The sequence below is a fragment of the Polynucleobacter sp. IMCC 29146 genome, assembly GCF_021395195.1.
In the GTDB taxonomy this organism is placed as follows: domain Bacteria; phylum Pseudomonadota; class Gammaproteobacteria; order Burkholderiales; family Burkholderiaceae; genus Polynucleobacter.
Map to the genome: position 1 here is coordinate 76723 of NZ_JAJVCR010000002.1, position 24220 is coordinate 100942.

Consider the following 24220-nt stretch of genomic DNA (forward strand, 5'->3'; position numbering starts at 1 on the left):
AGCTTGGTAGGGGAGCTGCATGATTGAAGGGCTTAGGGATTTTTGGCTACTTTGCCAAATCGCCCTGGGTATCGGTATAATTGCCATTTCCAACCGAGCCTAAGCGATGACTAAATTTGTTTTTGTCACTGGCGGCGTAGTTTCTTCCCTAGGGAAGGGTATTGCAGCCGCCTCGCTCGCCGCGATTCTTGAATCCCGCGGCCTGAAGGTCACCCTCCTGAAATTAGACCCCTATATTAACGTTGACCCCGGCACAATGAGCCCGTTTCAGCATGGTGAGGTCTTTGTGACCGAAGATGGTGCTGAAACCGACCTCGATCTTGGGCATTACGAGCGCTTTATTTCAGCCAAAATGCGTAAAAGCAATAACTTCACGACTGGTCAAATTTATGAATCCGTTATTCGCAAAGAACGACGAGGGGAATACTTAGGTAAAACCGTACAAGTTATTCCCCATATTACGAATGAAATTCTGAGTTTTATTGAAAAAGGTGCTTTAGCAAGTCATGATGGGCATGCCGATGTTGCCATTTGCGAAATTGGCGGCACAGTGGGCGATATTGAATCTTTACCATTTCTAGAGGCTGCCCGCCAAATGGGTTTACGGATGCCCAAAGGTAGTTGTGCTTACGTGCACCTGACATTAGTGCCTTATATCGCTAGTGCTGGCGAACTAAAAACGAAGCCCACTCAGCATTCGGTACAAAAACTGCGCGAAATTGGTATTTTGCCTAATGTTTTATTGTGTCGCGCCGACCGACCCATTCCCGAAGATGAGCGTGCCAAAATTTCCCTATTTTCTAATGTCCGTGAAGAGGCGGTAATTTCGGTTTGGGATGTCGATACGATTTATAAAATTCCTGACATGCTTCATGCTCAAGGCATGGATGACCTGATTTGTCGTGAGCTCGAGATCGAGGCTAAGCCGGCCGATTTATCAGTCTGGAAAAAACTGGTTTATGAATTAGAAAATCCGCAAAATGAAATTTGTATTGGCATGGTTGGCAAATACGTCGACCTCACTGAATCGTATAAATCGCTTATTGAAGCTTTACGTCATGCTGGTATTCATAATCAAACTAAAGTTAATATCCGTTATATCGATTCTGAGCAAATTGAAAAATCTGGACTCGATTGCTTGCAAAATTTAGATGCCATATTAGTGCCTGGAGGCTTTGGTAAGCGCGGTACCGAGGGCAAGATCGCAGCCATTCGTTATGCGCGTGAAAATCAAATGCCTTACTTAGGCATTTGCTTGGGTATGCAATTAGCGGTCATTGAATTTGCCCGTCATGTAGCGCAAATTCAAGGGGCAAATAGCACTGAATTTGATCTCGATACTCCCCATCCCGTAGTCGCTCTGATTACGGAGTGGCTTGACCGTGAAGGGCGCATTGAAAAACGTGCGAGCGATTCCGATTTGGGCGGCACGATGCGTTTAGGGTCGCAGAGCTGTCCAGTGAAACCAGATACCTTGGCACACCGTATTTATGGCGCAGTTGTTAATGAACGGCATCGCCATCGCTATGAAGTAAACAACGCCTATGTACCCCGTTTAGAAAAAGCCGGCTTAATTATTTCTGCCCATACACCCACTGAATCGTTGCCTGAGATGATGGAACTACCAACGGCAATGCATCCCTGGTTCTTTGGGGTGCAATTCCACCCTGAATTTACTTCAACCCCGCGCGCAGGACATCCTTTATTTCTAGCCTTCATTAAGGCAGCTCTTGAGCGCCATCAAGCTGTCGCAACGGTAGCTGCCTAATGACGAAGATGGATCACGCGATGCATTTATGTGGCTTTCCCGTTGGCTTGAAGCAGCCCCTCTTTTTAATTGCCGGCCCTTGTGTTATTGAGTCTGAGCAATCAGCCCTGGACATTGCTGGGGAATTAAAGTCCATTACCAGCGCATTAGGGATGCACTTTATTTATAAATCTTCTTTTGATAAAGCTAATCGCTCGTCGGGTAATTCTTATCGTGGCCTTGGCATGGAACGGGGTCTAGAAATTTTAGCCAAGGTAAAAAAACAAATTGGCGTGCCAGTGCTTACCGACGTGCATGACATTCCTGAAATTGCACCAGTTGCCGCGATTGTCGATGTTTTGCAAACGCCCGCATTTTTATGTCGGCAAACCGATTTTATTCGGGCATGCGCGCAAAGTGGCAAGCCAGTAAATATTAAAAAAGGTCAATTTTTATCGCCGCAAGAAATGTTTAATGTCCTAGACAAAGCGCGCGAAGCCGCGAAAGAAAAAGGCCTATCACAACAGTTTTTGGTATGCGAGCGGGGTACTACATTTGGTTATAACAATTTAGTAGCCGATATGCGTAGCTTGGCAATTTTGCGTACAACGCAGGCTCCCGTGGTCTTCGATGCGACACACTCAGTTCAGTTGCCAGGGGGTCATGGTACCAGTAGCGGTGGGCAGCGTGAGTTTGTGCCAGTGCTCGCCCGGGCAGCAGTTGCAGTTGGAATTAGCGGTATTTTTATGGAAACCCATCCAGACCCAGCTAAGGCACTTTCTGATGGCCCCAATGCAGTGCCCTTAAACCGCATGCGAGAACTACTTGAATCACTGCTAGCAATTGATGCAGCAGTAAAAAAAGATGGGGTCTTCATTGAAGATGATTTTTAATTTAAACGCTTTAGGAGAAGGTGCATGAGCGCCATTGTTGACATTATTGGCCGTGAAATTTTAGATTCTCGCGGCAACCCCACAGTTGAGTGTGATGTCTTACTTGAATCTGGTGTGATTGGTCGAGCTGCAGTGCCCTCTGGCGCCTCGACGGGTTCACGCGAGGCTATCGAGCTGCGCGATGGCGACGACAAGCGTTATTTAGGCAAAGGTGTTCTAAAGGCCGTGCAGCATGTGAACACCGAAATATCTGAAGCGGTGATGGGTTTAGATGCCAGTGAGCAGGCTTTTTTAGATCACACCTTAATTGAATTAGATGGTACGCACAATAAAGCCCGACTTGGTGCAAATGCCACGCTAGCAGTTTCTATGGCTGTAGCACGCGCAGCAGCCCAAGAAGCGGGTTTGCCTTTATATCGTTACTTTGGGGGCTCAGGCGGCATGCAATTACCCGTACCAATGATGAATATTGTGAACGGTGGTGCGCACGCTAACAACAGCCTTGATATTCAAGAATTCATGATCATGCCAGTCGGGGCAAAAAACTTTCGTGAGGCTTTGCGCTGTGGCGCAGAAATTTTTCATGCGCTAAAGAAAATTTTGCACACTAAAAATATGCCTACCTCAGTTGGAGATGAGGGTGGCTTTGCGCCCAATTTCACTAGCAATCAAGAATGCTTGCAAACGATTCTAAGTGCAATCGATCAGGCTGGCTATCAAGCTGGTGAAGATGTTTTATTGGCTTTGGATTGCGCTGCCAGTGAATTTTATAAAGACGGAAAATATCACTTAAGCGGCGAAGGCTTACAGCTTAGCTCAGCTGAATTCGCCGATTATTTAGGGCAGTTAGCCGATCAATTTCCTATTGTCTCAATTGAAGATGGAATGCACGAAGCCGATTGGGATGGTTGGGCCAATATTACCGAAAAACTAGGTAAGAAAATTCAGCTGGTGGGTGATGATTTATTCGTTACCAATACTAGAATATTGCAAGAAGGTATTGATAAGGGCGTAGCAAATTCAATCTTAATTAAAATTAATCAAATTGGAACGCTTACAGAAACCTTCGCAGCAATTGAGATGGCCAAACGGGCAAACTATACCGCTGTCATTTCTCATCGCTCTGGGGAAACTGAAGATAGTACGATTGCTGATATTGCCGTGGGTACAAATGTAGGGCAAATTAAAACGGGATCTTTATCGCGCTCAGATCGCATTGCTAAATACAATCAACTGTTGCGTATTGAAGAAGATTTAGGGGATATCGCCACCTATCCAGGCAAAGCTGTTTTTTATAATTTAAAGCGTTAAATTCTTTATTTCATTTATATGCCAATGACATCTTCAATATGAGAATCATTGTTTACTCGATGCTGTTGCTGTTTATTGGCATTCAATATCCTTTATGGCTAGGCAAGGGAGGGTGGTTAAGGGTTTATGAAATGGAAGGTCAGCTGAATGCGCAACAGGAAAAAAACCAACTGCTTACCTTGCGCAATGCCAAGTTAAGTGGCGATGTTAAAGATTTAAAAGAAGGTACCCGCGCAATAGAAGAGCGCGCACGAGCGGAGCATGGCATGCTTAAAGAAGGTGAATATTACGTGCAAATTTTGCCAACTGAAAGCCCCTTGGCTGCAAACGCTGTTAGTGGAACCGCGCCGAATAAGAAGTAAATTGCTAGGTATTAGTGTCCCTTCGATGGCGGCCTGGTTGCATCACTTAGTAAATCTGTTTTAAATACTTGGCGACAATCTACCGGATCAAAGGAATAGGTTTTGCCACAAAAATCGCAGATGGTCTCTACATCACCGCGTTCAGCTAACAAACTCTCTACCTCAGGCTCGCCAAGCATGCGTAAGACATCGGCTACCTTTTGGCGCGAACAACGACAGGCAAACTGCACTGCGCGTGCGGGGAAACTGCGCACCCCAGCCTTGGCTGATTCTTCAAGGAAGAGCCTACGCAAGGTGGTTTCAGGCTCTAGGGTGAGCAATTCATTACTTGTGATGGTTTCTCCTAATAATTGAATACGATTCCAACCTTCGGCTGCTAATTCGGCATCTAAGTGAGCATGCCCACTAGAGTTGGGTAAGCGCTGTAATAACAAGCCACCTAAACTTGCCTCGTCACTAGCTAACCAAATACGGGTATCAACTTGTTCGGAATGCCGCATATAGAGCATGATGGCCTCGGCTACAGAAGTTACCGGCTTTGACTGTCCAGCTAAATTATCTTGTTGAAGAGCCACAATACCCTGATAAGGGGCTTGTCCAGGCTTGCGTTCAGCAGCATCTAAGGTGATCACTAGACGGCCAGTATGCTCTGCATCTAGTAACTCACCAAGGGTGGCGTTTGCATTAATTTCGCCGCAATTGGGTGATAATTTAACCGTTGCGCGCAGGGTTAAATTGGCAGTACATTCAACCACTAATAATGAAACTGGGCCTTTACTTTGCGCTTGAATAATTAAGGTGCCATCAAACTTTAAGCTGGCGCTTAGAAGCGCGGCGGCAGAGACAAAATCGCCCAAAATTTTACGAACTGCTAAGGGCTCAGTACGGTGCTCTAGAATGGCTTGCCAGGCAGTGCCAAGACTGACGATTTCTCCGCGTACTGGTGCGCCATCACAAATAAATACAAGTAATTGATTCATCACTAAAGTATCCACGGTTTTAGAAAAAAGCTCATGACCTGAGATAATAAGCAATATGACCATTCGTACCCGTTTTGCTCCTAGCCCAACTGGCTTCATCCATCTAGGTAACTTGCGTAGCGCCTTATATCCTTGGGCTTTTGCGCGCCATCATCAAGGCGAATTCATCTTGCGCATTGAAGATACTGATCAAGAGCGCTCAACGCTCGAGGCTGTTGAAGTCATTCTTGAGGGCATGCATTGGTTAGGGCTTGATCCTGATGAAGGACCAATTTATCAAATGCAGCGACTTAATCGCTATCAGTTAGTAATTCAGGACATGTTAAAAAATGGCTTAGCCTATCCTTGCTATATGAGTGAGGCTGATTTAAATGCTTTGCGAGATGCGCAAATAGCGAATAAAGAAAAGCCGCGCTACAACGGCCTTTGGCGCCCTGAGCACGGCAAAATTTTGCCTGAGCCGCCCGTTGGTGTCAGCCCTGTGATTCGTTTTAAAAATCCACTCGAAGGCAGCGTGGCTTGGCAAGATGCAGTTAAAGGCTTAATTGAAATTCGGAATGATGAACTTGACGATTTAGTCATTGCACGAACCGATGGCACACCTACTTATAATTTTTGTGTAGTTGTAGATGATATGGATATGAACATTACCCATGTGATTCGCGGCGATGACCATGTGAATAACACCCCTCGGCAAATTAATATTATGCGAGCTTTAGGCGGTACGCCACCAGTGTATGCCCATTTACCCACCGTCTTAAATGATACGGGTGAAAAAATGAGTAAGCGCAACGGGGCGATGAGCGTGCGCGATTACCAAAAGGCAGGCTATTTACCAGAGGCCATTTTAAATTATTTAGCTCGATTGGGCTGGGCCCATGGCGATGCGGAAGTATTTACTAAAGAGCAATTTGTTGCCTGGTTTGAGTTAGAGCATCTGGGTCGATCTCCTGCCCAACATAATCCTGAAAAATTACTTTGGTTAAATCACCATTACATTCAGCAGGCTGATACAAAGTACTTAAGCGAATTAGTGCGGCCTTTTGCTGAAGAGCGTGGCATTGATATTCATCGAGGTCCCAATTTTGAGCAAGTTGTAGGGTTGCTAAAAGATCGTGCCAACACCTTATTAGAAATTGCTGATGGTGCGAAATTATTCTATATGCCTGCTCCTCAACATTCAACTGAGCAGATTGTGGCTCATATACCAGAAGCCATTAAGCCTGCTTTAAACGATTTAAGACGCGCAATTGAGGGCTGTAAATCATCAAAAGAAGCCTATGCGGCTGCGATTAAGGCCGTCTTAGTACAACATCAAATCAAAATGCCAGCCCTCGCTATGCCTTTGCGTTACGCTTTATTTGCCACAACACAAACCCCAGCTATTGATGCAGTAATGGCTCTGATGGGGTGGGAAGCCTGTACCGAGCGTCTAAACTTGGTGCTGAGTTAGTACCAAGCTAGGCTCTGCATCAAGCATTGCTAGGCAAATAACTCGGTAAGCCCAAGCCGGAGAAGAAAAATAGGCTAAAATCACGGATTGTTTGAATATGCGGTCAGATATTGACGGGAAATAAGAAGTTAAGCAATTTAACGCAGGGGGTATAGCTCAGCTGGGAGAGCGCTTGCATGGCATGCAAGAGGTCAGCGGTTCGATCCCGCTTATCTCCACCACTATTTTGAACAATTTAGTCCAGGTCCCCATCGTCTAGAGGCCTAGGACATCACCCTTTCACGGTGAGTACGGGGGTTCGAATCCCCCTGGGGACGCCAGTTTTTTGAGTCGTATTAAGTGGTTTAGTAGCATCGTTTTACAGTGACGTTGTACTAGTTTTGCCCTATTTGGAGCGGTAGTTCAGTTGGTTAGAATATCGGCCTGTCACGCCGGGGGTCGCGGGTTCGAGTCCCGTCCGCTCCGCCAAATTGTCAAGTAAAAAGAGGCTCTCGAGCCTCTTTTTCTTTTTGATTACAGCCCGCAAAAAACAAGCAGATCTCGCCATGATTCCCACAGCAAAATTCAGGGTATAGTTATTCCCATTTAAACCAAGGAGAATAATCATGGCCAAGATTTTATTTAATCGTGCACTCATCCTTATAGCCATACTAATGTCCTTAATGGCTGTTCCGATGTTGGGGCAAGCTCAAGTCATTACCGCAGCAAATGCCCAAGTTGAAGCAGAAAAACTTGAACGTCTATGGTGGGATCAAGTAAAAAATGGTGACATGCAGGGGCTAGAAAAAACTGTATCACCTAACTATCAACAGGTATTAAACATTGGCGCTCAAAATAAAGCGGCCTGGATGGAGATTATTAAAAAGGCCAAGATTCGTGAATATGCCCTTAGCAGTCTCAAGGCTACCTATTCTGAAAATGCTTTAATTGTTTCTTATGCAATAGCAACAAAAGAAATCATCGATGGCAAAGAGCTCTCAAGAAAACCGCAGTACCGACTTGATGTATGGCAAAAGAGTGCTGCAGGATGGCAAGTCATTGCTCACGCTAATTTAAATCCCGTACCTTAACTAGAGCGCATGGAAATCCCATGCCAATTTTTACCATTGATGCTGAAAAATAGGCATTATTACAATAAAGAACTAAGGAACGAGTGATCAAATTTAGCCTGTTATTACCTCTCTTTTTACTCCTCTCTATTGAGGCGTTTGCACAATCTGCAGCCCCTAAAGTAGCTAAGCTATTGCCTCCCGAGCAAGCTTCAAGCGCAGTAATTTTGAATCCAAAATCACTGGCTAAAACAACTTTTGGCAAAGGACTGCCCGCTTTTTCATATCCCTTGAGTAAGGCACCTTTCACTACTTATGACGGCGGCGTAGTAAAACAAGCGGGTAGTTATAACTTTCCGGCTAGTAAAAATATAGCCGGCGTCTATATGGATTTACAGCCAGGCGCAATTAGAGAGTTGCATTGGCATGCCGATGCCGCTGAGTGGGCCTACATGATTGAGGGCAAAACCCGCATCACCTTAACTAACCCCTGGGGGCAAGTTCAAATTGCCGAGGTTGAAGAGGGGGGCATTTGGTTCTTTCCCAAGGGTTGGGGGCATAGCATTGAAGCATTAGATCCAAAGGGCGCTAAATTTATTTTAGTATTTAATAATGGGAAGTTCACTGAACAGTCCTCTTTTCAACTAAGCGATTGGATTTCCACTGCGCCAGTTGACTTACTGACACAGTATTTTGGTTCGGAACAATTAGTGAAGCAGTTACCTAAAAAAGAAGTTTATATTTCACGCTATAACCCAAATGCTGGACCTTTAAAAACCGCTTACTCATTGAATCCCAATGCCCCACCCATTCCGGTTTCTCATGTCTTTAATTTATTGGGACAAAAACCGGTTGCAGAGGGCAAAGGTGGCGCCCTGAAATTAGCTACTAATAAAGAATTTCCCGCCAGTTTTGATATGTCGGGAGCGGTGATGACGCTTGAACCAAGCGGTTTACGTGGATTTCACTGGCACCCCAATGCTGATGAGTGGCAATTTGTACTGAAAGGCCAGATGGAATTAACCGTCTTTGCTTCAGGTGGTAAAGCAAGTGTGAGTAAATTAAATAAAGGTGATATTGGCTATGTGCCACTAGGGTATGGGCACGCTCTTAAAAATCCATCAAATGTTAACCCCGCTGAAATTCTGATTGTTTTTAACGCTGGCGATTATCAATCGATGGATTTAGACCAGTGGATCTCTACTATTCCTGTTAGTGCACTTTCTAATAGCTTACAAATTCCAGTAGAGTCTGTTGAGAAATTATTGCCTAAAAGAAAAGAAACTTTTGTTGGTCCACGGTAATTTTTGTAAATTCGAAATTAGGTAAGCCGCCATTACATGAGGGTACAATCATGATTCAATTCAGTCGCAAAGCACTTCTTGTTGGTATATGCACTTGCCTTTTATCACTCTTAGCTAATGCTCAGAGTGATTACCCCACTAAACCAATCACCTATGTAGTGCCTTATCCTCCAGGAGGAGCAGCCGATGTATTTGCTCGGCAGTTAGCAAAAAAATTAAGTGAACGTCTTGGTAAACCAGTAGTCATTGAAAACCGTCCCGGCGCCAATGGCAATATTGGCTCGGAATATGTTGCTAAAGCTCCGGCAGATGGCTATATGATTCTGCTAGGCTCTGCCAGCACCATTACCATTAATCCCCATCTTTATGGCAAACAGATGCCATATGATCCGATGAAAGATCTGCAGCCAGTTTCTGGTACGCATGAAATGGCTAATGTACTCGTAGTGAATATTGCAACCCCTTATAAAAGTGTCGCCGATGTCGTTGCTGCTGCTAAAGCGAAGCCGGGGGCAATTGCTTATGCCTCAGCTGGAAACGGTAACACGATGCATTTAGCAGGAGAGCAATTTAAGATGCAAGCAGATATCGATTTGCTCCATGTACCTTACAAGGGGGGTCCTCCGGCCTTAAATGATGTACTTGGGGGCCAAGTGCCAATGATGTTTAATAATCTACCCGCCATAGTGATGCTGGTGAATAGCGGCAAGTTGCGCGCCTTAGGGGTTGGCTCAGCAAAGCGCTCGCCTTTATTGCCTAGCGTGCCAACCATGGATGAAGCAGGTATGAAGGGTTACGTATCGATTGTGTGGAATGGCATTTTTGTGCGTGCTGGAACGCCCCGTCCCATTGTTGACCGCCTCAATCGCGAAATTGTCGCTATCCTCAATGAGCCCGATACCAAGCGATCATTAGAAGAGCAGGGCTTTAACACTATGCCTACAACCCCAGAGCAATTTGCTGATTTAATACGCGCCGATTACCCGCGTTGGGGAACGCTAGTTAAGGCTTCTGGCGCGAAGGTCGATTAGGCTTTAGTGTGCCTCTCCAAAGGCAGCCTAAGCCGATCTACTGTTGTTTTTGCACAGCCTATATTTTGATTTAGATCAAAATATAGGCTGTTAACTCTATATAAATTTACAACAACTACCTCGGCACCCCTTAATTACTTGTGGGTTTGATTTAAATCAAAATTAGAAACTTTTAAAAATTTAGACTGATCTTAGTAAAGAAAACTTAGTCTAAATTGATAAAGGAGTATGAGATGAGAGTTAAATCATTGGTAGTTGCTTTAGCTACTAGTTGTATGCTAGCTCCAGCAATGGCGCAAGCACAGGCGCAAGAAAACCCATGGATGATAAGAGTTCGTGCGGTTTATTTAGATTGGGCTAATGGTCAATCGGGCGGTAATGGCGCAGTGCAATCATTAAATGTTCAAGCCGAAAAAGAGTGGATTCCCGAGTTAGATATTACTTATTTTTTCACCAAAAATATTGCTACTGAACTGGTGCTAACTTATCCCCAAAAAGTAAAAATTAATGCCGGTGCAAATCAAGCGAATGTGGGCACCATTAGTGCTTTGCCACCTTCCCTAGTCTTGCAATATCACTTTACTGATTTAGGCGCCTTTAAACCTTATGTCGGAGCAGGTATCAACTACACTATTTTTAGTAATCGCGCTAATTTTCCTGCCTTAAATAATAGTGTCACGGTTAATCAATCAAGTGTAGGTTTTGTCGGACAAATTGGCTTTGACTACATGTTTGATAAAAATTGGGGCATGAATGTTGATCTAAAATACATCACCATGTCAACTGATGTACAAACGGTATCGGGAGGTACTAATTTAGGCACTTTAACCCTTAATCCATGGACACCAGCAGTGGGAATTACGTATCGCTTTTAAGAGTCCCGACTGAGGGGGCATAACGGTATGGCGGGCCTGGTTTCTCGGGCTCGCTACAATACCAAATATGCCCCAATTTGCTGCTAATCTTTCATTGCTTTTTAATGAGGTTCCTTTTCTAGAGCGCTTTGAAAAAGCCTCTCAAGCTGGCTTTAAGGCGGTTGAATTTCTGTTTCCTTATGCGTACGCTGCCGAGGAAATTAAGACCCGGTTAGATCAATATCATTTAAAGATAGTTTTACATAACCTACCACCAGGTAATCTTGAAACTAATGAGCGGGGTATAGCTTGCCTGCCAAATCGCATTGAGGAATTTCGTTTAGGTGTCGCTACGGGCATTCAGTACGCAAAAATCTTAGGTGTTCAGCAGCTTAATTGTTTAGCGGGTATTGCCCCTAACGATATTGATGCCAAGTTATTACGTCAAACACTTATTGCTAATTTGCAATATGCCGCTAAAGAATTTCATGCTGCAGGACTGAAATTATTAATTGAACCCATTAATACCTTTGATATACCAAACTTTTTTTTATCTCGTACCGAGCAAGCCATTGCAATCTTAGATGAGGTAGCCGCTCCGAATGCTTTCTTACAATTTGATATTTACCATGCGCAACGGATGGCAGGGGAGCTAGCCAAGACTATAGAGTTATATTTACCGCGTATTGCCCATATGCAACTAGCTGACAACCCTGGCAGAAATGAACCTGGCACCGGAGAAATTAATTACTATTTTTTATTTGAGCTAATTGATCGCTTGCAATATTCTGGCTGGATTGGCTGCGAATATAAACCCCTGACAAGTACCGAAGCAGGGTTGAGTTGGATGAAGCGCTTGAAGAATGATTTGACACAATGACAAAAGAAATTTTGCAGGTAGTCTATTTACATGGCTTTCGTTCTTCACCCAACTCCTCTAAGGCAAAATTAACTGGTGCGGCTGTGCAGGCAAAAATTGAAGATGGGGCTGCGCTGCAATGGTTTTGCCCCCAACTGCCGCCATCACCCCAAGGTGCAATTAATTTGGTACTAAACCACTTGCAAAACGCAAAGCCGGCAAACGTTGCCATCATTGGCTCTTCGCTGGGTGGGTTTTATGCGAACTGGCTGGCTGAGTATCTGGGCTGTAAAGCCGTAGTTCTTAATCCGGCCGTCTATGCTGCACGCGAATTAGCGCCTTATGTTGGCCAGTTAACGCAATATGACAGTAATGAGCCCTTTGATTTCAAGGCTGAGTATATCGATGAATTAAAAGCATTACAAATTACCCAAATAACCATGCCTGAGCGCTATTTTTTAATGGCCGCTAAAGGCGATGAGTTGCTTGACTGGCATGAAATGGTCGATTTTTATGCTAGCGCGCCTCAACTGGTGCTAGATGGCAGCGATCATGGTCTAAGTGAATACAGCCTCTACCTACCTCAAGTACTGGATTTTGTCTGTGCTGGTGGCTAAGCCTAAACCCCTTCTTTAATCCCTCTTAAGAGTGCGGAATAGGAGCGCAAATGGCATTCATTGATAGAGCCACCACTTTTCTGTAAGATAGGGGCGAAGGTTCGTTTTTAAGGGTCTTACCTTAATGCAAGCGAATCGCAGAAAGGAGCTGTTGTGCTTAGTATTTTGAAGTTAGATGCTGGTGGCATTCCCCAATGTTGGGTGAATGCTGAAGAGGCTACTAAGCATTACGCCGATAAAAGTGTCTTATGGACACTGGGTGACCCAATTGCAGTCATGCGCGGGGGTATTTCTCGCCTTACTGGTCAGCAATCTATCATTGAGTTGCACTCTATTTTAGCCGTCAAGGGCTCTGCACGCATTAATCTTTTTGATGTGATTCCTGCAATTACCAAACGCAAGTTATTTAGGCGTGATCGCGGGCTATGTGCATATTGCGGGCAGGGCGTTACAGAAAATGATGCTGAAGCAGAGCATATTATTCCGAACAGTCGTGGTGGCAAATATGCGTGGATGAATTTAGTCATCGCCTGTCGGCCTTGCAATCAACGCAAAGGCAATCGCACCCCTGAAGGTTCTGGTATGAGCTTGCTGTATGCCCCATACACACCTAGCTTATACGAAGATATGATTTTAAAAGGCCGCAATATTTTGGCTGATCAAATGGATTTTTTGGCTGCTAAATTACCTAAAGAAAGTCGCTTGCTGGAAGGTGCTTTCTGGGATTAAGAGTTCTATTAGGCGCACTATTAATCTCTTTAGTTGCGCACTTTATTATATTTATTGGCTTACCTTTTATTTCTTTTGGCAATCAGCTTGCTACGCCAGAAGAACAAACTATTCAAGCTGTTCTAAAAGTTGAAAAGGTTCAGCCTATTGAAATTAAACGCGGACAAAAGAAAAAGCTCGCCCCCACCGTCTCATCAAGCGGTAATTCATCTATTAGCTCAAGCCCTAGCGGTACTGAAACAGAAGGAGAGGAGGGTGGCGTAAGTCAAAAAGGGCAGGCTTTTCGCTTACCCAGCTCGGCTACCCTTTTTTATGATGCGTATGCCGATGGGCAAATAAACCAAACTGGAAGAGTTGATTGGGTTGTTAATGACGGTGGATATCGGCTTTATATTAATGTGCCGTTTGCCTTTGTTGGCCCGTTTGTTTTCGAGTCGCGCGGCGTGGTTGATAAATATGGTCTAGCACCAGCCATTTATTGGACTCAGCGTGGTGAAAAACCACCTCGGTACTCGCGTTTTGATCGTGACGATAAAGGTGGGGGGAAAATGTTTTTTACTGAAAAGCCTGAATTTACTCCCGATATTTTGCCTGGTACCCAAGATCGTTTTAGCTTGATGTTTCAGCTAGCTTCTTTACTCAATGGCAGCGAAAAGATTGATGAAGCAGGGGTCGTGCGCGAAATTCCCGTGGTCGATTACAACACACTTGAAATGTGGCAATTTCTGAGTTTTGGCGAAGAGTTGAAATCAGATGCAATTCCTTCCTTAGGTCAAACAGCAGTTCGTCACTATCGCTTAATTCAAAGGGCCAGCGATCCATATAAACGGCAGGTCGATATTTGGTTAGCAAAAGATTTGGAATGGCTGCCTGGCCGTGTTCGTACCTTAGAGGCGAATGGCAGGGTGTTTGAATTGGTATTTAAGCAGCGGGCAGATTAATATCGGCACTTTTAGCTGAGGTAGTGCGCCGGCTTATTAGAGTACCCAGCATATTGAACAAAGCTGCTCCCGACATCGAGGCGGCGAAGATGCCCGAGAAGGCAATCACAATCGGTAGTATTCGCCAGCTCTTAGCAAGCTCAAAGCCGCCAAATCCTACGGTGACATACATTTCGCCAGCAAAATAAAATGTTTCTGGATTAGAGGGAAAAATATTGAGTGGAATTAGGGCGTAAGTCCACAGCACAATGTCCATCAGATGCCCTAAAATAATCAGCACAATAGCGACAAAATAAGCCATAAAGGCGGCTAACCGAAAGCCATAAATATAATGGCCGGCAATGCGATAGTTATCCACTAGCCAACTGCGAATAGCATTAAAACAAATAACGACGAGCAGTACATAGACGCCATGAAAAGTCAGCATCAAACCAACGAAACCTAATATCCAATAGATTTGCTGATTGCCGATATCTATATATATTTGCTTAAATAGCTCAGTCAGCGAAGGCAGGTAGTTTAGTAGGTCCATTAATTTAGGTTGTTATTCATCTTTATTTGGCCTGGTAAAGGTGGATACTAATAAGGTGTAGAGCGCTGACCCAGAAATGGCCACTGCAAATAAGCCCGAAAAGGACAGCAAAATGGGCAACATATTCCAATTTGGCCCGAGCTTAAAGCTGGGGTCGTTATGGTCTAAATTGGTATACATTTCCCCCGCAAAATAAAAGGTTTTTAAAGTGCTGGGGAAGACCTCTAGGTTAACCATGGCATAGGTCCAAATAAAGATATCCAGTAAATGACTTACAAAGATCAATAAAATAACTGAGAAATAGACCAAGACATCCACTTGTTTTTGGTAACGATTAATATTGTGTTTATTGATCTGATGAAAGGCCGTCATGATCAGCAGTACAAGCATGCCATGGATTAACACTACCAGCACGGCCACAAAAATCATAAACTTCATTTCAGGCCTAACCAAATCAACAGCAATCTCATTCCAAAGATGAACAATATTGGGAAGATTGCTTAGAAACTCAGGCATGAGCAGTGGCAGTGAAGGTAAGGGTTAGGCAGGATTAAAAGAAGATCTATTTCTTATTTGACATAATAATGATTATACGCATAATAGATTAGGCTAAGCCCATGTTACTTACGCTGCGGCAGCGCCACCATATGGGTATATTTTTGCTTATAAAGCTTCTGCCAGCGACTTGAAAGCCCTTCACTAATTTCGCGTTGCCCAAAGAAATCAGCTACATCAATCGCCGTAAAGCCCTGATGATTCACTATTTGCATATCAGCGCCGTTCTTGAGCAAGACGCTTACGGTTTCTATATTGCCAGAACGCACGGCCATCATTAAGGGCGTTGTATTGCTTTCAGAAAGTGCATTCACTAGCGCGCCTTGCTCAAGTAAATAGGTAGCAATATCTGTTTGACCAGATGATGCCGCGTAATGCAATGGCGTCCACCCAGATTGATTAAAGATCGCCGCTTTATTTTCAACCAAATACTTCACTTCAGGCATTAACCCAAAGATCGCGGCCATCATTAGGGTGGTTTCACCATTTCGATTAGTGGCATCGATATTAATTTCTGGTGAATCCATTAAAAGATACAAAACTTCCATAGAACGGTCGTCTAAAGCCAGTATTAACAGGGGTGTGCCCTTGGCATCGCGCATATTAGGACTAATTAAACCTTGCTGTAACAACCCTGTCATCCCCCTCACATCATTAAATTTAGCCGCCTTAATGGCATCAAGCTCATAAACTGGGGTTTGAGCCAGGGAATAAATCGGCATTCCTAGGCCCAAAGCAAAATACAAGCTCAAGCAGCCCAACAGCCGCAACGACGGCAGCAAAAAAGGCTTACGAAAAATAGTGACATTTAACTGCATATTTATGGTCTATCTAATTGAAAACAATGAAAAAAATTACTGGACGTTTGCTGTGCTACGGACTCAACTGAAACCCCTTTCAGGTGCGCAACAAAGCGGCCCACATCGGCTACCCAAGCTGGCTCATTGGTTCTACCGCGATGGGGAACAGGCGCTAAATACGGCGAATCGGTCTCAATTAACATATGCTCTAATGGCAACTGACGGCAGGTTTCTTGCAGATCCTTAGCATTTTTGAAGGTCACAATTCCTGAAAAAGAGATGTAAAACCCCATTTCAATGGCAGCTAGTGCCACTGCCGTACTCTCGGTAAAGCAATGCATCACCCCGCCAACGCGCCCTGCTCCCTCCTCTTGCATAATGCGCAGCGTATCTTCTGCGGCAGAGCGGGTATGAATAATGAGGGGTTTATTGGCCCGTATGGCCGCCCGAATATGGATGCGAAAGCGTTGGCGCTGCCATTCCATCGAATCATAGGTGCGCTCTCCGCTACGGTAATAATCTAAGCCCGTTTCTCCCAGGGCAATTATCTTTGGGTGCTCTGCTTCCGCTACCAAGAAATCTTCAGTTGGTTCGGGGGTATTTTCATAATCAGGATGCACCCCTACCGATGCGTATAGATGCGCATAGGTTTCAGCCAAGGCCTTAACGGCAGGAAAATCAGGTAAATCAACTGAAATACAGAGCGCATGACTAACCCCGGCAGCAGCCATATTAGCCAACACCTCAGGCATGCGATCACGATATTCAGGAAAATCAAGATGACAATGTGAATCAATAAACATCAGGGCCAATCAACATATTTTGATAGTTCAATCGCTAAAAATATTTTGGTATTGCAGCAACAAGGCTTCCATTTGTATGCGCGTAGCAAGGGGATGATTTTCATGGCGCCGAGCTTGTAAGAGCATTTTCCACCAGCGCATTAATTTTACTAGACGCACTTGCTTGGCTAGCACCCTCAAGACCTCAGTGTGCTTAGGGTAATAACGCACCACATTCGCTTGCGAAAGCCCTTGTAGGTCTGCACACCAGCGTTGCAAAGTGATTAATAAAATAGGTACAGGCGCTTTATGAATTTTTTCGGCAATACTAAGCCAATCGATCTGAATTCCATTTGCTAGGCCCTGTAACAAACTTTTTGTGGCCAAGGCACCCAGCAGCAACTCATCTTTTTCGTCTTCACTACTTCTAGCTAGCAGGGTTTCATAAACGGCAAATGGGGCATCGCCGAATTCATCATAAAGCGCCTCTATTTCAGCTGTAGATATTGCGTTGAGTTTTTCGGTAGCGAGTTTATTTTGCAGCCAACTAAGCCCAATGGCGCGCTCAGGCTTTGGTGCTTGCAAGAGTCGGCAGCGCGAGCGAATGGTTGGCAGAACCCGATCAAGTCTAGCGGCCACTAAAATAAAAATAGTTTGGGGTGGCGGCTCTTCCAAAGACTTAAGTAAGGTATTGGCTGCATCGGGCTTTAATTGCTCCAGGGGCGAAACTAAGATCACCCGATTACCTCCTCGGTGGCTACCGAGCCCCAATGAGCTAATAACGCTACGTGCTTCAGCGATAGCAATAAAACGCTTTTCTTTTTTATCGGTCGCTTCCGCATCGGCTTCATCATCGCGGGCTTTAGTAGTTCGCACTGGTGCATCGGCTTGACCGCCTTCGAGTGCTGCCTGGGGCAAATACTTATGCTGTATTTCAGGAACGAGCGCCATGAAATCGGGGTGATTGCCAGTGGCAAACCACCGACATGCCTCACATTGCTGGCAAGGCTTACTAATATTGGGTTCTGCGCATTCACACAATAAGGCTTGGGCAAGATGGATCGCAAAATCATATTTGCCAATACCTGCTTGCCCATAAATAAGCACTGCATGGGGAAAGGCGGCGAAAGGTAATTCGCCCCATAGGCCTTGTAGCCAAGGAGCAATGGGTTGATTAAGGCTCATAGCTTTTATTCATTGCTAGCTATTATAGTTAAAATTAATAATAAAATTATGCATATAAATCATATATTTACATCAATATTTTGAAGCTTTTTCCAGATTACCTCAGGGGTGTCGCGCGCATCTAAAACACGAAAACGCTCAGGTTCTGCTCCTGCACGCCGCAGATACTCTTGGCGAACGCGTTCAAAAAAGGCGAGGTCCAGACGTTCAAATTTATCTGGCGTTCTTGCCTGTGAGCGCCTCGCTTCTGCAACTTCACTGGGCAAATCAAATAAGAAAGTCAGATTAGGCTGCAAGAGCTTCCCTGCCCTGCTTTGTACCCATTGTTCGAGTTGGCTGAGTTTTTCAACGCTTAAGCCCCTCCCCCCACTTTGGTAAGCAAAGCTGGCATCGGTAAAACGATCTGAAATAACAATTTTTCCCGCCGCAAGGGCCGGTTCGATGATCTGGGCTAAATGCTCTCGCCGAGCCGCAAACATCAACAAGGCTTCTGTTTCAAGATCCATTGGTGCATCGAGTAGCAGCATTCTTAATTGCTCGCCCAAAGTGGTGCCACCAGGCTCACGGGTAACTAGCACCTTACGTGCCGGAAATTTAGCACGTAAAAAATTGGCATACGCTTCAATGTGCGTGCTTTTACCGGCGCCATCGATGCCTTCAAAGCTTATAAAAAAACCAGGTTGATTCTGCATGCGGGTAAAAATAATGGTGGTCTAGTGAAATTACGGTTTACTGGGTAAGGTAGTTGCCGCTTTTGCTGGCAATCGTTGATATTGGGTTACAGCGCGTTCGTGCTCAGGTAGGGAAGTTGAAAAATAGCTGCTGCCATCGCCTTTGGCCACAAAATAAAGCGCACTACTCTTAGCGGGCCCAGCAGCTGCAAATAGCGACTCTCGACTGGGCATAGCAATAGGGGTTGGGGGTAATCCGCGGCGCATATAAGTATTGTAGGGATTGTCGCGGCGCAAATCCGATTTACGTAAATTCCCATCAAATTTTGGGCCTATGCCATAGATGACGGTTGGATCAGTTTGAAGCAGCATACCCTTTCGCAGGCGATTATCGAATACCGCTGCAACTAAGCCACGATCAGCGGCTTGACCAGTTTCTTTTTCAATAATGGAAGCCAAAATTAATAAGGCATAGGGGTTGGACACGGCAATTTGAGGGGTACGTTGCTGCCATGCCAACTGCAATTGTTTTTGCATTGCACTAGCCGCTAGTTGATAAATGATTAAATCACTTTCGCCGGGATCAAACACATAGGTATCGGGGTAAAAAAGTCCCTCGCCGCTGGGATAATTGAGATTTAATTTCTTCAACAATGCTTGATTATTTAAGCCTTGCGTTTGATGGTCTAAGACTGGATTAGCATCAATGACAGCACGCAGTTGCCAAATCGTCATTCCTGGAATAATGCTAAGGGTTTCACGCACCCGATCACCCCGCGCCATTTGCAATAAAACGTCACTGGTGCTTGCGCCCACTGGAAATAAATAAGTCCCAGGCTTTAATTTGGCACCGACCCAAAGAGCGCGAGCGGCGAGTTGAAAAAACCAAGGATTTACGCCAATGCCCTGTGCCTGCAGCTGTTTGGCAATGCTGTGCACCCCCGATTGCGGCGCGATCCGAATGCGCCATGGCTCTTGGGCTGCCCCACCGGTAAATTGCGCGCGCGTGGGCACAACGCCAAAGGTAAATATGTTCACATAAAATAAAATCAACAAGACCAGCAGAATTAAAGCAATCGATTTGAAATAATTGCTTTTAGGACATTTTTTGCGCATCAGGCTATGATAAAAGCAGAATGACTCTTTCCTCAATAAATAACCCAACCCTTGCCGCTGGCTCTGCTACTTTAGATCAGTGGGGCTTAATCTGTATTCAAGGGCTAGATGCCAGCCATTTTTTGCAAAATCAACTTACCAATTCCGTCGAGGGCTTAACAGCGATACCACCAGGCAAGGTGGCGACAGGACCTCAAGAAGTTCGGCTCATGGGCTACTGCACCCCTAAAGGCCGTTTATTAGCAAGTGGCTGGCTAGTTTTGCAGCAAGCCGCAGAGCCAAGCTATTTTTTATTTCTTTCGAAGGATATTGCTGCTGCTTTTGCGAAACGTTTGGCCATGTATGTCTTACGCGCTAAAGTACAAGTGCGTGACGTGAGCAATGAATGGCTAATTAAAGGCAGTTGGCAACAGCAAGGCGAGGGAAACCTCAACCCTGGTAGCGCTCTAGGGCTTCCAAATGAGGCAGTGATTTTATCGCTGCCCCCTTCTCAAATCATGGCTGAAGATCTCAGACTTTCTTTTACCCGTTCTCTAATGGCTATTCCCGTAACTCCTAGCGAGCCGAGTTCTATTGAATGTGCAAATCACGCTGCTGACATGTGGAACTTTCTTGAAGTCATGAGCGCTATACCGCGCATTGTGTTGTCCACTCAAGATCAATTTGTGCCGCAAATGATTAATTTTGAATCGGTGTATGGCGTTGATTTTAAAAAGGGTTGTTATCCCGGCCAAGAAATTGTCGCACGTAGCCAATATCGCGGGGTTATCAAACGGCGTTTGTACTTAGCCTATAGTGATAGCAAATCACTGAAAGTGAGCCCCGCCCTTGTGCAACCAGGGGTAGAAATTTTTCATTCTCAAGATCCTACCCAGCCTGCTGGAATGGTGGTTCTATCTGCCCCCAATCCATTTAATGCAGAGCAGGTCTGTTTTCAGATCGAATGTAAGTCCGAGTTAGTTCATAGCACGCTCGCAATTCCTACCGAGCATTTACATTTGGGCACGGCGAATGGGCCACTGTTATTTTTGGGGGAAAAATTGCCTTACCCCTTGCTAGAAATTTAATCTGGCATATTATCGTTATGTGCCTCATTTTATTCGCTTGGAAATCACACCCTAAATACGCTTTAGTCGTGGCTGCTAATCGCGATGAATTTTATGAACGCGATACCGAAAAAATGGCTTGGTGGCCAGAAAAACCGCATCTTTTAGCGGGCCGTGATCGCGCAGATGTCCTTGGTAATCCTGGTACTTGGTTTGGCTTCACTAAAACAGGTCGCTTTGCCGCGCTGACCAACGTAAGAGCGCCGAGTGAAAAAAGGCTTGATGCCAGAACCCGCGGTGAGTTACCGATGTTATTCCTCAATAATGCCAATCGACCTGATACATTCATTGAACACCACGCTAAACAATTTGATCAATATAACGGCTTTAACTTACTAATGGCTGATCTAAGTGATCCCGTTAATGCTGAAATGCACTGGGTTAGTAATCGCTTAATGATGGGCAAATCGATTCGACCCCGCAAAACCTATCCTAAACAAGCCTTAGATGCTGGTGTGTATGGACTATCAAATGCCATGCTTGATACCCCTTGGCCTAAAGTCAATCATCGGATTGCCGCATTTGCACAAGCCTTAGCAATGGATCAAGGCGAATTAAAAAATGTCGACCCCTATCTGCGTTTGCTAGCCGATACACATCAGGCTAGTGATCAAGAATTACCGAGTACTGGGGTCAATATGGAATGGGAAAAGGCTTTGTCAGCTGCTTTCATACAGACCCCAAATTACGGCACGCGCTCAAGCACCATCTTAAGGGTTCGTCATGATGGCGCATTTGAAATGGTTGAGCGTCGCTTCGATGCCAAGGGTACGATTGGCCATGATGTCGTTACGGGCGGCTTAATCGGGGCCTCGGGTTCAAACCTCTCGGTCTAGCGCTCACTTACGCTTTACGTTCGTCCACTTCAATCACCCTTTCGCCCTGCGCATTACGGGTTGGTAAGCGCTTAAGAAACTTGAATGTGCCTGTAGCCATACAACAAATAGCCCCTTGATCATCGTATAACTTTGCCTCACAAAATGCCATGGTGGCGGTGGCATGCACGGTATCTGCCTTCACCCGCAAAATACCCTTAGCCGCTTGCAAAAAATTATTCTTCAGTTCAATTGTTACTACACTACGATCGCCTGGATCTGCTGAACGGGCTGCAACGGCCATCGCCACATCCATTAGCGTTAGTAAAACGCCGCCATGCGCAACATTCCAAGTATTTTGATGCTCGGGCCGTAAGGCGAGCAAAATTTCGCCACGACCCATTTCGGCTTTTAAAATGCGTACTCCTAATAATTTAAGGAATGGCACATCCAGCTCTTCGCCTAAGTGGGCTAGCTGGCTAGAAATGGCAGTTAAATTAGCATCAGTGGTCATAGGGTCTCCAAATTCACAATAGCATAAGGCTTTCTAGCGCGGTCAGCAAAAAGGCTCAAGTTAAGCTAGAGTCCATTGCATGGCATTTATTTTATGCGGTGAAGCAGTTAAGCAAACCGTCACCCCTACCCCTTTACCCGACCCCTATTGGGTCGCTTTTTCTACCGATGCGGCAAAACTCATCGGCTTGAATCTCACGTCCGATCACTTGCCAAGCGACCCTGCATGGCTGCAAGTATTAGCCGGTAACACCTTAGAAGTAGCCGATCGGCAATTCAGCGAGCCCACGGCAACTGCGTATAGCGGTCATCAATTTGGCATGTGGGCCGGCCAGCTTGGCGATGGCCGGGCAATTTTATTGGGCGATATTCAAGGGCAAGAAATCCAACTGAAGGGCGCTGGCAAAACACCCTATTCCCGCATGGGTGATGGCCGCGCAGTACTGCGCTCTTCTATACGTGAATATCTGTGTAGCGAAGCGATGCATGCCCTGGGTATTCCCACTACCCGTGCTTTAGCGGTAGTCGGCTCAAAAAAAACAGTGGTACGCGAAACCCTTGAAACTGCTGCAGTCTGTACGCGCTTAGCCCCCAGTTTTTTACGCGTTGGGCATTTCGAACATTTCGCTTCCTTACAAATGTACGCAGAGCTACAAATACTTGCTGATGATTTAATTCGTAACTTCTATCCCGCTTGTGCAGACTCAACAACGCCCTATTTAGATTTATTTAAAGCAATTTCAGCTCGCACCGCAGAACTCGCAGCGCAATGGCAGGCGGTTGGTTTCTGTCATGGGGTACTGAATACAGATAACACTAGCTTGCTAGGTTTAACTATGGATTACGGCCCGTTTGGCTTTCTCGATCAATTTCAAATCAATCATATTTGCAATCATTCCGATGCGGGAGGTCGTTACAGCTATCAGCGTCAACCCCAAATTTTGCACTGGAATATGGCCTGCCTTGCCAGTGCAATGCTGCCCTTAATAGAGCAAGAATTAAAGCAAGCTAACCCAACTCAGTCTGAAGCAGACTTAAGCAATGCAGCGCAAACCACCCTACGCAGCGCACTTGCGCTTTATCCCGATCTTTATCAAACCGCATGGGAGAGGCATTTTCGTGCAAAGCTAGGTTTACTTGAGATCCAATCTGAAGATGTAGCTTTAATTGAGGCCTTACTGCAATTAATGCACGATAACCAAATTGATTTCACAACGTTTTTTCGACATCTAGGCGACCTCAGTGCGCTACCTAGTAACAATCAAAATAACCCCTTACGAGACCTATTTTTGAACCGCGCTGGTTTTGATGTCTGGCTTGAACACTACCGAACACGCTTACAGCAAGAACACAGCAACGATCAAAAACGCCAACAACGCATGAATCTAGTTAACCCCAAATTCATCCTGCGCAATCATTTAGCGCAAGCAGCTATCGAAGCAGCGCAAACAGATGATTTTTCGGAATTAACACGCTTAGCCACTATTTTGCGTAAGCCGTATGATGAGCAATTAGAATATGATGCTTATGCCCAACCTCCCCCACCCGAATTGAATGCCATTGCGGTAAGTTGCTCCTCTTAAAGTGAGATATTGATATGAAGAAAACTGATGCAGAATATAAAAAAGAGTTAAGTGATATTGAATATCGCGTCACTCGCCAAGCCGCTACTGAAGCCCCTTTTACTGGTAAGTATTGGGATCACTGGAACCAAGGCGAATACAAATGCGTATGTTGTGGCACCCCCTTATTTGTTTCGAGCAGTAAATTCGATGCAGGTTGCGGTTGGCCTAGCTATGATGCGCCAATGGTTGCAGAGGCTATCGTCGAACACAAAGACACAACCCATGGCATGACGCGTACTGAAGTGCGTTGCGGCAATTGCGACGCCCATTTAGGGCACGTATTTAATGATGGTCCTACCGATACTACTGGCTTACGCTATTGCATCAATTCAGCATCACTAAAGTTTGAGCCTAGCCAAAATGCCCAAACCATTACAGAAAAGAAATAAA

At 45.2% G+C, this 24220-nt stretch carries 26 protein-coding genes and 3 tRNA genes; 20 read left to right on the forward strand and 9 right to left on the reverse strand.

What is annotated here, in order from left to right:
• The first annotated feature begins 106 nt into the window (after positions 1–106).
• From LZT22_RS02330 to ftsB, 4 genes are read left to right on the forward strand one after another with little or no spacing between them, the layout of a single operon-like run.
• The gene (locus LZT22_RS02330) at positions 107–1768 is read left to right on the forward strand and encodes a CTP synthase (RefSeq protein ID WP_233923448.1); all 1662 of its coding nucleotides are present in this window, start codon (positions 107–109) and stop codon (positions 1766–1768) included.
• A gap of 20 nt (positions 1769–1788) precedes the next feature.
• A complete protein-coding gene (kdsA, locus tag LZT22_RS02335) occupies positions 1789–2640 on the forward strand; it encodes a 3-deoxy-8-phosphooctulonate synthase (protein WP_233923727.1) in 852 nt (283 codons plus the stop codon).
• A 24-nt stretch (positions 2641–2664) separates the two neighbouring features.
• A complete protein-coding gene (gene eno / locus LZT22_RS02340; protein ID WP_233923449.1) occupies positions 2665–3951 on the forward strand; it encodes a phosphopyruvate hydratase in 1287 nt (428 codons plus the stop codon).
• A 38-nt stretch (positions 3952–3989) separates the two neighbouring features.
• A complete protein-coding gene (gene ftsB / locus LZT22_RS02345; RefSeq protein ID WP_233923450.1) occupies positions 3990–4313 on the forward strand; it encodes a cell division protein FtsB in 324 nt (107 codons plus the stop codon).
• 11 nt (positions 4314–4324) lie between these two features.
• Here the strand turns inward: ftsB and LZT22_RS02350 are convergent, their stop codons facing one another.
• Positions 4325–5293: an Hsp33 family molecular chaperone HslO gene (locus tag LZT22_RS02350; RefSeq protein WP_233923451.1), complete on the reverse strand. Its 969-nt coding sequence runs from the start codon at positions 5291–5293 to the stop codon at positions 4325–4327.
• Between the two features lie 55 nt (positions 5294–5348).
• Here LZT22_RS02350 and gltX point away from each other — a divergent pair, with 55 nt between their 5' ends.
• The 12 genes from gltX (at position 5349) to LZT22_RS12740 (ending at position 14130) form a co-directional block, all read left to right on the forward strand.
• Positions 5349–6746, forward strand: a complete 1398-nt coding sequence (gltX, locus tag LZT22_RS02355) for a glutamate--tRNA ligase (RefSeq protein ID WP_233923452.1) — start codon at positions 5349–5351, stop codon at positions 6744–6746.
• A gap of 145 nt (positions 6747–6891) precedes the next feature.
• Positions 6892–6967: transfer RNA gene (locus tag LZT22_RS02360), tRNA-Ala, on the forward strand.
• A gap of 23 nt (positions 6968–6990) precedes the next feature.
• Positions 6991–7066, forward strand: a tRNA-Glu gene (locus tag LZT22_RS02365).
• A gap of 71 nt (positions 7067–7137) precedes the next feature.
• Positions 7138–7214, forward strand: a tRNA-Asp gene (locus LZT22_RS02370).
• A gap of 137 nt (positions 7215–7351) precedes the next feature.
• Positions 7352–7816, forward strand: coding sequence for a nuclear transport factor 2 family protein (locus tag LZT22_RS02375; RefSeq protein WP_233923453.1), 465 nt, complete (start codon positions 7352–7354; stop codon positions 7814–7816).
• Positions 7817–7899: 83 nt separating this feature from the next.
• On the forward strand, positions 7900–9099 hold the full coding sequence (locus LZT22_RS02380) for a cupin domain-containing protein (RefSeq protein WP_233923454.1): 1200 nt from the start codon (positions 7900–7902) through the stop codon (positions 9097–9099).
• 50 nt (positions 9100–9149) lie between these two features.
• Positions 9150–10130, forward strand: a complete 981-nt coding sequence (locus LZT22_RS02385) for a tripartite tricarboxylate transporter substrate binding protein (RefSeq protein ID WP_233923455.1) — start codon at positions 9150–9152, stop codon at positions 10128–10130.
• Positions 10131–10363: 233 nt separating this feature from the next.
• On the forward strand, positions 10364–11005 hold the full coding sequence (locus LZT22_RS02390; RefSeq protein WP_233923456.1) for an OmpW family protein: 642 nt from the start codon (positions 10364–10366) through the stop codon (positions 11003–11005).
• A 67-nt stretch (positions 11006–11072) separates the two neighbouring features.
• Positions 11073–11864, forward strand: a complete 792-nt coding sequence (gene hyi, locus LZT22_RS02395; RefSeq protein WP_233923457.1) for a hydroxypyruvate isomerase — start codon at positions 11073–11075, stop codon at positions 11862–11864.
• On the forward strand, positions 11861–12460 hold the full coding sequence (locus LZT22_RS02400; protein ID WP_233923458.1) for a YqiA/YcfP family alpha/beta fold hydrolase: 600 nt from the start codon (positions 11861–11863) through the stop codon (positions 12458–12460). The genes hyi and LZT22_RS02400 overlap by 4 nt, the downstream gene beginning before the upstream one ends.
• A gap of 153 nt (positions 12461–12613) precedes the next feature.
• On the forward strand, positions 12614–13189 hold the full coding sequence (locus LZT22_RS02405) for an HNH endonuclease (RefSeq protein WP_233923459.1): 576 nt from the start codon (positions 12614–12616) through the stop codon (positions 13187–13189).
• A gap of 398 nt (positions 13190–13587) precedes the next feature.
• Positions 13588–14130: a hypothetical protein gene (locus LZT22_RS12740; protein ID WP_370634804.1), complete on the forward strand. Its 543-nt coding sequence runs from the start codon at positions 13588–13590 to the stop codon at positions 14128–14130.
• Here LZT22_RS12740 and LZT22_RS02415 read toward each other — a convergent pair.
• From LZT22_RS02415 to mltG, 7 genes are all read right to left on the reverse strand, one after another.
• Positions 14111–14662 carry a transporter gene (locus LZT22_RS02415; protein ID WP_233923460.1) on the reverse strand — a complete coding sequence of 184 codons (552 nt, stop codon included), beginning with the start codon at positions 14660–14662 and terminating at the stop codon, positions 14111–14113. The genes LZT22_RS12740 and LZT22_RS02415 overlap by 20 nt on opposite strands.
• 12 nt (positions 14663–14674) lie before the next feature.
• On the reverse strand, positions 14675–15178 hold the full coding sequence (locus LZT22_RS02420; protein WP_233923461.1) for a hypothetical protein: 504 nt from the start codon (positions 15176–15178) through the stop codon (positions 14675–14677).
• Between the two features lie 104 nt (positions 15179–15282).
• The gene (locus tag LZT22_RS02425) at positions 15283–16035 is read right to left on the reverse strand and encodes an ankyrin repeat domain-containing protein (protein WP_233923462.1); all 753 of its coding nucleotides are present in this window, start codon (positions 16033–16035) and stop codon (positions 15283–15285) included.
• Positions 16036–16037: 2 nt separating this feature from the next.
• Complete coding sequence (locus tag LZT22_RS02430; RefSeq protein ID WP_233923463.1) at positions 16038–16820, reverse strand: TatD family hydrolase; 783 nt, start codon at positions 16818–16820, stop codon at positions 16038–16040.
• Between the two features lie 27 nt (positions 16821–16847).
• The gene (locus tag LZT22_RS02435) at positions 16848–17984 is read right to left on the reverse strand and encodes a DNA polymerase III subunit delta' (protein ID WP_233923464.1); all 1137 of its coding nucleotides are present in this window, start codon (positions 17982–17984) and stop codon (positions 16848–16850) included.
• A gap of 59 nt (positions 17985–18043) precedes the next feature.
• Positions 18044–18676, reverse strand: a complete 633-nt coding sequence (gene tmk, locus LZT22_RS02440; RefSeq protein WP_233923465.1) for a dTMP kinase — start codon at positions 18674–18676, stop codon at positions 18044–18046.
• A 30-nt stretch (positions 18677–18706) separates the two neighbouring features.
• Positions 18707–19771: an endolytic transglycosylase MltG gene (mltG, locus tag LZT22_RS02445; protein WP_233923466.1), complete on the reverse strand. Its 1065-nt coding sequence runs from the start codon at positions 19769–19771 to the stop codon at positions 18707–18709.
• Positions 19772–19791: 20 nt separating this feature from the next.
• Here mltG and LZT22_RS02450 point away from each other — a divergent pair, with 20 nt between their 5' ends.
• Together LZT22_RS02450 and LZT22_RS02455 are read left to right on the forward strand one after the other, a co-directional pair.
• Entirely contained in the window at positions 19792–20838 is a 1047-nt protein-coding gene (locus tag LZT22_RS02450; protein WP_233923467.1) for a folate-binding protein YgfZ, read from the forward strand.
• 17 nt (positions 20839–20855) lie between these two features.
• Complete coding sequence (locus tag LZT22_RS02455; protein WP_233923468.1) at positions 20856–21713, forward strand: NRDE family protein; 858 nt, start codon at positions 20856–20858, stop codon at positions 21711–21713.
• Between the two features lie 7 nt (positions 21714–21720).
• Here the strand turns inward: LZT22_RS02455 and LZT22_RS02460 are convergent, their stop codons facing one another.
• Entirely contained in the window at positions 21721–22206 is a 486-nt protein-coding gene (locus LZT22_RS02460) for a PaaI family thioesterase (protein WP_233923469.1), read from the reverse strand.
• Positions 22207–22285: 79 nt separating this feature from the next.
• On the opposite strand from LZT22_RS02460, the gene LZT22_RS02465 reads away from it, so the two are divergent.
• A complete protein-coding gene (locus tag LZT22_RS02465) occupies positions 22286–23788 on the forward strand; it encodes a YdiU family protein (RefSeq protein WP_233923470.1) in 1503 nt (500 codons plus the stop codon).
• An 8-nt stretch (positions 23789–23796) separates the two neighbouring features.
• Positions 23797–24219: a peptide-methionine (R)-S-oxide reductase MsrB gene (gene msrB / locus LZT22_RS02470; RefSeq protein WP_233923729.1), complete on the forward strand. Its 423-nt coding sequence runs from the start codon at positions 23797–23799 to the stop codon at positions 24217–24219.
• Position 24220 lies beyond the last annotated feature (1 nt).

Excerpts from the sequence above, each read along its gene's own strand:
- eno (WP_233923449.1), top strand. The coding sequence starts at position 2,665 with ATGAGCGCCATTGTTGACATTATTGGCCGTGAAATTTTAGATTCTCGC.
- LZT22_RS02385 (WP_233923455.1), top strand. The coding sequence starts at position 9,150 with ATGATTCAATTCAGTCGCAAAGCACTTCTTGTTGGTATATGCACTTGC.
- LZT22_RS02415 (WP_233923460.1), bottom strand. The coding sequence starts at position 14,662 with ATGGACCTACTAAACTACCTGCCTTCGCTGACTGAGCTATTTAAGCAA.
- LZT22_RS02390 (WP_233923456.1), top strand. The coding sequence starts at position 10,364 with ATGAGAGTTAAATCATTGGTAGTTGCTTTAGCTACTAGTTGTATGCTA.
- LZT22_RS02430 (WP_233923463.1), bottom strand. The coding sequence starts at position 16,820 with ATGTTTATTGATTCACATTGTCATCTTGATTTTCCTGAATATCGTGAT.
- LZT22_RS02450 (WP_233923467.1), top strand. The coding sequence starts at position 19,792 with ATGACTCTTTCCTCAATAAATAACCCAACCCTTGCCGCTGGCTCTGCT.
- LZT22_RS02460 (WP_233923469.1), bottom strand. The coding sequence starts at position 22,206 with ATGACCACTGATGCTAATTTAACTGCCATTTCTAGCCAGCTAGCCCAC.
- LZT22_RS02425 (WP_233923462.1), bottom strand. The coding sequence starts at position 16,035 with ATGCAGTTAAATGTCACTATTTTTCGTAAGCCTTTTTTGCTGCCGTCG.
- mltG (WP_233923466.1), bottom strand. The coding sequence starts at position 19,771 with ATGCGCAAAAAATGTCCTAAAAGCAATTATTTCAAATCGATTGCTTTA.
- LZT22_RS02400 (WP_233923458.1), top strand. The coding sequence starts at position 11,861 with ATGACAAAAGAAATTTTGCAGGTAGTCTATTTACATGGCTTTCGTTCT.
- LZT22_RS02420 (WP_233923461.1), bottom strand. The coding sequence starts at position 15,178 with ATGCCTGAGTTTCTAAGCAATCTTCCCAATATTGTTCATCTTTGGAAT.
- kdsA (WP_233923727.1), top strand. The coding sequence starts at position 1,789 with ATGCATTTATGTGGCTTTCCCGTTGGCTTGAAGCAGCCCCTCTTTTTA.
- hyi (WP_233923457.1), top strand. The coding sequence starts at position 11,073 with ATGCCCCAATTTGCTGCTAATCTTTCATTGCTTTTTAATGAGGTTCCT.
- ftsB (WP_233923450.1), top strand. The coding sequence starts at position 3,990 with ATGAGAATCATTGTTTACTCGATGCTGTTGCTGTTTATTGGCATTCAA.
- LZT22_RS02435 (WP_233923464.1), bottom strand. The coding sequence starts at position 17,984 with ATGAGCCTTAATCAACCCATTGCTCCTTGGCTACAAGGCCTATGGGGC.
- gltX (WP_233923452.1), top strand. The coding sequence starts at position 5,349 with ATGACCATTCGTACCCGTTTTGCTCCTAGCCCAACTGGCTTCATCCAT.
- tmk (WP_233923465.1), bottom strand. The coding sequence starts at position 18,676 with ATGCAGAATCAACCTGGTTTTTTTATAAGCTTTGAAGGCATCGATGGC.
- LZT22_RS02330 (WP_233923448.1), top strand. The coding sequence starts at position 107 with ATGACTAAATTTGTTTTTGTCACTGGCGGCGTAGTTTCTTCCCTAGGG.
- LZT22_RS02455 (WP_233923468.1), top strand. The coding sequence starts at position 20,856 with ATGTGCCTCATTTTATTCGCTTGGAAATCACACCCTAAATACGCTTTA.
- LZT22_RS02350 (WP_233923451.1), bottom strand. The coding sequence starts at position 5,293 with ATGAATCAATTACTTGTATTTATTTGTGATGGCGCACCAGTACGCGGA.
- LZT22_RS02465 (WP_233923470.1), top strand. The coding sequence starts at position 22,286 with ATGGCATTTATTTTATGCGGTGAAGCAGTTAAGCAAACCGTCACCCCT.
- LZT22_RS02375 (WP_233923453.1), top strand. The coding sequence starts at position 7,352 with ATGGCCAAGATTTTATTTAATCGTGCACTCATCCTTATAGCCATACTA.